This is a genomic window from Neobacillus vireti, assembly GCF_036962465.1.
GTDB classification, from domain to species: Bacteria; Bacillota; Bacilli; order Bacillales; family Cytobacillaceae; genus Neobacillus; species Neobacillus vireti_B.
The window spans coordinates 162,873-167,717 of sequence record NZ_JBALNF010000016.1 but is presented as its reverse complement, the minus strand read 5'-3'; the positions used below and the strand labels follow the sequence as shown (position 1 = coordinate 167,717).

8 protein-coding genes are annotated in these 4,845 nt (G+C 40.1%); all 8 read left to right on the top strand.

Annotated features, from left to right (window positions below):
- Nucleotides 1–179: 179 nt before the first annotated feature.
- The gene (gene rpsP / locus V7077_RS07650; protein ID WP_215040762.1) at nt 180–452 is read left to right on the top strand and encodes a 30S ribosomal protein S16; all 273 of its coding nucleotides are present in this window, start codon (nt 180–182) and stop codon (nt 450–452) included.
- A gap of 13 nt (nt 453–465) precedes the next feature.
- A complete protein-coding gene (locus tag V7077_RS07645; RefSeq protein WP_235743153.1) occupies nt 466–696 on the top strand; it encodes a KH domain-containing protein in 231 nt (76 codons plus the stop codon).
- A 129-nt stretch (nt 697–825) separates the two neighbouring features.
- Complete coding sequence (locus V7077_RS07640; protein ID WP_335500062.1) at nt 826–1,212, top strand: YlqD family protein; 387 nt, start codon at nt 826–828, stop codon at nt 1,210–1,212.
- 13 nt (nt 1,213–1,225) lie between these two features.
- Entirely contained in the window at nt 1,226–1,744 is a 519-nt protein-coding gene (rimM, locus tag V7077_RS07635) for a ribosome maturation factor RimM (protein WP_335500060.1), read from the top strand.
- On the top strand, nt 1,741–2,484 hold the full coding sequence (gene trmD / locus V7077_RS07630) for a tRNA (guanosine(37)-N1)-methyltransferase TrmD (RefSeq protein ID WP_335500058.1): 744 nt from the start codon (nt 1,741–1,743) through the stop codon (nt 2,482–2,484). The genes rimM and trmD overlap by 4 nt, the downstream gene beginning before the upstream one ends.
- A gap of 149 nt (nt 2,485–2,633) precedes the next feature.
- Nucleotides 2,634–2,978, top strand: coding sequence for a 50S ribosomal protein L19 (rplS, locus tag V7077_RS07625; RefSeq protein WP_235743156.1), 345 nt, complete (start codon nt 2,634–2,636; stop codon nt 2,976–2,978).
- Between the two features lie 219 nt (nt 2,979–3,197).
- Nucleotides 3,198–3,761, top strand: a complete 564-nt coding sequence (lepB, locus tag V7077_RS07620) for a signal peptidase I (RefSeq protein WP_335500055.1) — start codon at nt 3,198–3,200, stop codon at nt 3,759–3,761.
- 27 nt (nt 3,762–3,788) lie between these two features.
- Nucleotides 3,789–4,664 (top strand): ribosome biogenesis GTPase YlqF, encoded by an 876-nt coding sequence (gene ylqF, locus V7077_RS07615; protein ID WP_335500053.1) that lies wholly within the window; start codon nt 3,789–3,791, stop codon nt 4,662–4,664.
- The last annotated feature ends 181 nt before the right edge of the window (nt 4,665–4,845 follow it).

Here is a 4,845-nt window from a genome sequence, read left to right as displayed (position 1 = left end):
CCGAGGAGGCTCCCCGGCACGCCCGCGGAAAGCGAGCGACTGGAGCGGAAATCAATAAACTAAGTTTTAAAACTGAAAAAATTGGTAATAATGGTTGTAAAGAAAAAACACTTTACAAACTATAAAAGAATTGATATTATACTATCTTGTGTGAAACTATTCGGAGGTGCTTATTTAAAATGGCAGTAAAAATTCGTTTAAAGCGTATGGGAGCTAAAAAAACTCCTTTCTATCGTATTGTAGTAGCAGATTCTCGTTCACCACGTGACGGACGTTACATTGAAATCGTTGGAACTTACAATCCAGTTGCAGAACCAGCTAAAGTTGACATCAACGAAGAATTAGCTCTTAAATGGTTAAAAGACGGTGCGAAGCCATCTGATACAGTTCGTAACCTTTTCTCAAACCAAGGCATCATGGAAAAATTCCATAATGCAAAATTAAACAAGTAATTGTTAAACGATTATGAAACAATTAATCGAAACAATTGTTAAGCCGCTTGTTGATTTTCCTGAAGATGTTCATGTGGACGTCTTAGAAGATGACTCTCGTATTACTTATCAACTATCCGTTAATAAAACGGATATGGGGAAAGTAATTGGGAAACAGGGGCGCGTTGCAAAGGCCATTAGAACTGTTGTTTATGCAGCAGGATCATCACAACAAAAGAAAATTTTTCTAGAAATTGGTGAATAGCTTTTTGCATCTAGATAAAAGGGAGGGATTGATTCCTCCCTTTTTTGCTATAGAAAAGCGAAAGCGCTGAGGCGCTGAAGCTAGTCAATTCTCATCGTTCCTATTAAGAACACAGGGAGGCGGATCTTTGTGCAGCTGATTCAAACTGTTGTGGTGAAGCAAGTGATAACGGAGAAAAGTAAGGAAGACCTTTACGAAAAGTTCCATGGAAGAATGCTGCAGTTGAAAAAGGAATGTGATCAGCTTTTATTCGAGCTAAAGAGGTTGGAAAAAACAAAAAGCTTTTCTCCAGAGGCACTAAAGAAAAGGTTTGAAACAGAAATTCAAATGCGTAAAGAAAAAATTAAGCTTCTTGAGTTTCAAATCGAACAATTACATAACCTACCATTAGGCAGTGAAATACAGGAAAGAGAAGTTCAGGCCCTCGTTGAGATAAATGTTGGTGATAGATGGAACGAGAAGATAGAACCATCGACAATCATAATCGAGGACGGAATTATTAAGGAAATTAAATAGAAGGTGACGTTATATGGAAAAATGGTTTAATGTTGGTAAAATCGTCAATACACAAGGAATTAAAGGTGAAGTGAGGGTAATATCTAAAACAGATTTCCCAGAAAAACGCTACAAAGCCGGCAATGTTCTCTATCTATTTATGCCAAACTCGAAAACACCGATTGAACTAACGGTAAGAAGCCACCGCACACATAAGAATTTTGAGTTACTAACTTTTGAAGGATACAATAATATTAATGAGGTAGAGAAATTTCGAGATGGGATCTTAAAGGTACCTGAAGCGCAACTCGGGGAATTGGAAGAAGACGAATTCTATTATCATGAAATTATCGGCTGCCTTGTGGCAACTGCCAAGGGAGAAGAAATCGGGAAAGTAATCGAGATCCTTTCACCTGGAGCAAATGATGTTTGGGTGGTTAAAGGAAAGGGCGGCAAGGAAGTCCTTATCCCCTATATTCATGATGTCGTAAAAAAAGTAGATGTAAAAGAACAAGTCATCATTATTGAACCAATGGAAGGGTTACTTTCATGATGCAAATCGATATTCTGACATTGTTTCCAGAGATGTTTTCTGGGGTCTTTGGCCATTCTATTTTACAAAAAGCGGCTGAGAAATCTGCAGTTCAGTATAATGTCGTAAATTTCCGGGATTTTGCGGATAACAAACACTCCACTGTCGATGATTATCCATATGGCGGCGGTGCCGGCATGGTACTCAAACCGCAGCCGATTTTTGACGCTGTTGCCTCTCTTCGAGAACAAGCAAAAAGTACTAATCCAAGGGTGATCCTGCTTTGCCCGCAAGGAGAGCGTTATGAACAGCGCAAAGCGGAGGAATTAGCTAAAGAAGAGCACTTAATTTTCATTTGCGGTCATTATGAGGGTTATGATGAGCGGATCAGAGAACATGTCGTTACCGACGAAATATCGATTGGCGATTATGTCCTGACAGGAGGGGAATTAGGCGCAATGGTGGTCGTGGATAGTGTTGTCCGTTTGCTGCCAGAAGTACTAGGAAACGCGGAATCACATCAGAAGGATTCTTTTAGTACCGGCTTACTAGAACATCCTCACTATACAAGGCCGGCAGATTTTCGAGGATTGAAGGTTCCGGATGTTCTTATGTCAGGTAATCACAAATTAATCGAAGAATGGCGCAATAAAGAGGCATTACGACGAACGCTAGTAAGAAGACCTGATTTATTAGATAAGATCGAATTAACAAACGAACAAGAAAAATGGCTAAAAGAAGTAAAAAAAGATTACGAGTAATATTGCAGGCTCATTATAATTATGTTATGATACTTCTTGTGACTTGCGAGCTGATCCTTTTCAGATTGTAGTCTTATAACGATGTTCCGCTGCATGCAACAAGGAAAAAGGATATGCATGAGCATCTGTTGGAAGGAGTTGAAAAAACGATGCATAAATTAATCGAAGAAATCACAAAAGAACAACTTCGTTCTGATCTTCCTGCGTTCCGTCCTGGTGACACTGTACGTGTACACGTTAAAGTTATCGAGGGTACTCGTGAGCGTATTCAGTTATTCGAAGGTGTTGTGATTAAGCGTCGTGGTGGTGGAATTAGCGAAACTTTTACAGTACGTAAAGTTTCTTACGGAGTAGGCGTTGAACGTACTTTCCCAGTACACACACCAAAAATTGCGAAGCTTGAAGTAATTCGCCGCGGTAAAGTTCGCCGTGCTAAGCTTTACTACTTGCGTAACCTTCGCGGTAAAAAAGCAAGAATTAAAGAGATTCGATAATACGAAAAGAAAAGGGCTTGCTTGGGCAGGCTCTTTTTTTATACATAACCTTTCATTTTATGGTAAAAGATATGTATCGAATTGTTACATTGCAGGCTGTTTTTTATCAAAAATTATTAAAGTTTGGTTAAAAAAATCATCCCATCGTGATAAATAAGTTTAACTTATGTAAAATAGGCTTGATAAGACATTTTTTAATAGTGATTGGTGGGGAATTGAATGACAAAAAAGAAAAATGAATTGTGGGAATGGACGAAAGCATTATTGATTGCGGTGGCACTTGCTGCAGTCATTCGATATTTTCTTTTTGCTCCAATCGTTGTGGATGGGCTTTCCATGATGCCGACATTAAAAGACCAAGACAGGATGATCGTTAATAAATTCAGCTACGAAATTGGGGTGCCTAAGCGATTCGATATTATCGTTTTTCACGCGCCGGAAGGAAAGGATTACATAAAACGTGTCATTGGTCTTCCAGGTGATACACTTGAGTATAAGGATGATATCCTCTATATAAATGGAAAAGCGTATAAAGAGCCATATTTAGATGAATATAAGAAACAAGTAGAGGATGGTCCGCTAACGGGTTCATTCACCCTTGAAGAAAAAATAGGCCGTAAAACAGTGCCAAAAGGTGAATTATTTGTAATGGGGGATAATCGCCGCTTCAGTAAGGATTCCAGACATATTGGAACGGTTCCGCTGAGTAAAGTCATCGGGAAAACCAGCGTTGTGTACTGGCCTTTAAAGGATGCCCACATTGTAACTGTCAAGGGACAATAGTTTAAGCTTTATAAAGGAGGTGGCGCTTTGACGATCCAATGGTTTCCAGGCCATATGGCCAAGGCTCGCAGAGAGGTCACGGAAAAATTAAAGCTGGTTGATATCATTTTTGAATTGGTGGATGCACGAATTCCATATTCCTCTAGGAATCCAATGATAGATGAAATTATCCAGCATAAACCAAGATTAGTCTTATTAAATAAGGCGGATATGGCGGACAAAGAAGTGACCAGAGAGTGGATTGCCTACTTTGCAAATAAGGGAATAAAAGCTCTGGCAATTAATTCACAAGCTGGCGAAGGTATGAAAAATATTGTCCAAGCCTCAAACGAAATTCTAAAAGAGAAATTTGACCGGTTAAAGGCAAGAGGCGTAAAACCGCGTGCCATTCGCGCCATGATTGTCGGAATTCCAAATGCAGGGAAATCTACACTAATCAACCGTCTCGCCAAGAAAAATATTGCAAAAACGGGAAACACTCCGGGTGTAACCAAGGCTCAGCAGTGGATAAAGGTAGGAAAAGAACTGGAGCTGCTCGATACACCAGGAATCTTATGGCCTAAATTTGAGGATCAGGAAGTCGGTATGAAGCTGGCGATCACTGGGGCCATCAAGGATACTTTATTAAATCTGCAGGATTTGACGGTTTACTCGCTGCGTTTTTTAGAAAAGAGCTATCCAGAACGGTTAAGAGAACGCTACAAGCTCACAGAGATACCAGAGGATGTCGTAGCATTATTTGACCATATCGGCACGCTTAGAGGCTGTTTAATGGGCGGAGGAATGGTCGACTACGATAAAGTAGCTGAATTAGTAATCAGAGAAGTGCGATCAGAGAAATTTGGTCCACTCACTTTTGAAAGCCCAAAGGATATTCCAGAACCCGTGGAAAACAAAAAATAAGCTCTCCCTTGGGAGGGCTTGATTTTTTTATTTATGGCTGTGAAAAGGTTATTATTAATTTTTAACATGTTGATTGGAGCGGAAGGCGGCGAAGACTCCTCGAAAATGCTATCGCATTTTCTTCGTGCGTGGGCGGATTCGAGGATGCAAATTCAAAGTCCTGCGGGAGTACGGGGCAGGG

Bases quoted from the DNA above. Each gene is read 5' to 3' on its own strand.
- rpsP (WP_215040762.1), top strand. From the start codon at position 180: ATGGCAGTAAAAATTCGTTTAAAGCGTATGGGAGCTAAAAAAACTCCT.
- V7077_RS07645 (WP_235743153.1), top strand. From the start codon at position 466: ATGAAACAATTAATCGAAACAATTGTTAAGCCGCTTGTTGATTTTCCT.
- rimM (WP_335500060.1), top strand. From the start codon at position 1,226: ATGGAAAAATGGTTTAATGTTGGTAAAATCGTCAATACACAAGGAATT.
- trmD (WP_335500058.1), top strand. From the start codon at position 1,741: ATGATGCAAATCGATATTCTGACATTGTTTCCAGAGATGTTTTCTGGG.
- rplS (WP_235743156.1), top strand. From the start codon at position 2,634: ATGCATAAATTAATCGAAGAAATCACAAAAGAACAACTTCGTTCTGAT.
- lepB (WP_335500055.1), top strand. From the start codon at position 3,198: ATGACAAAAAAGAAAAATGAATTGTGGGAATGGACGAAAGCATTATTG.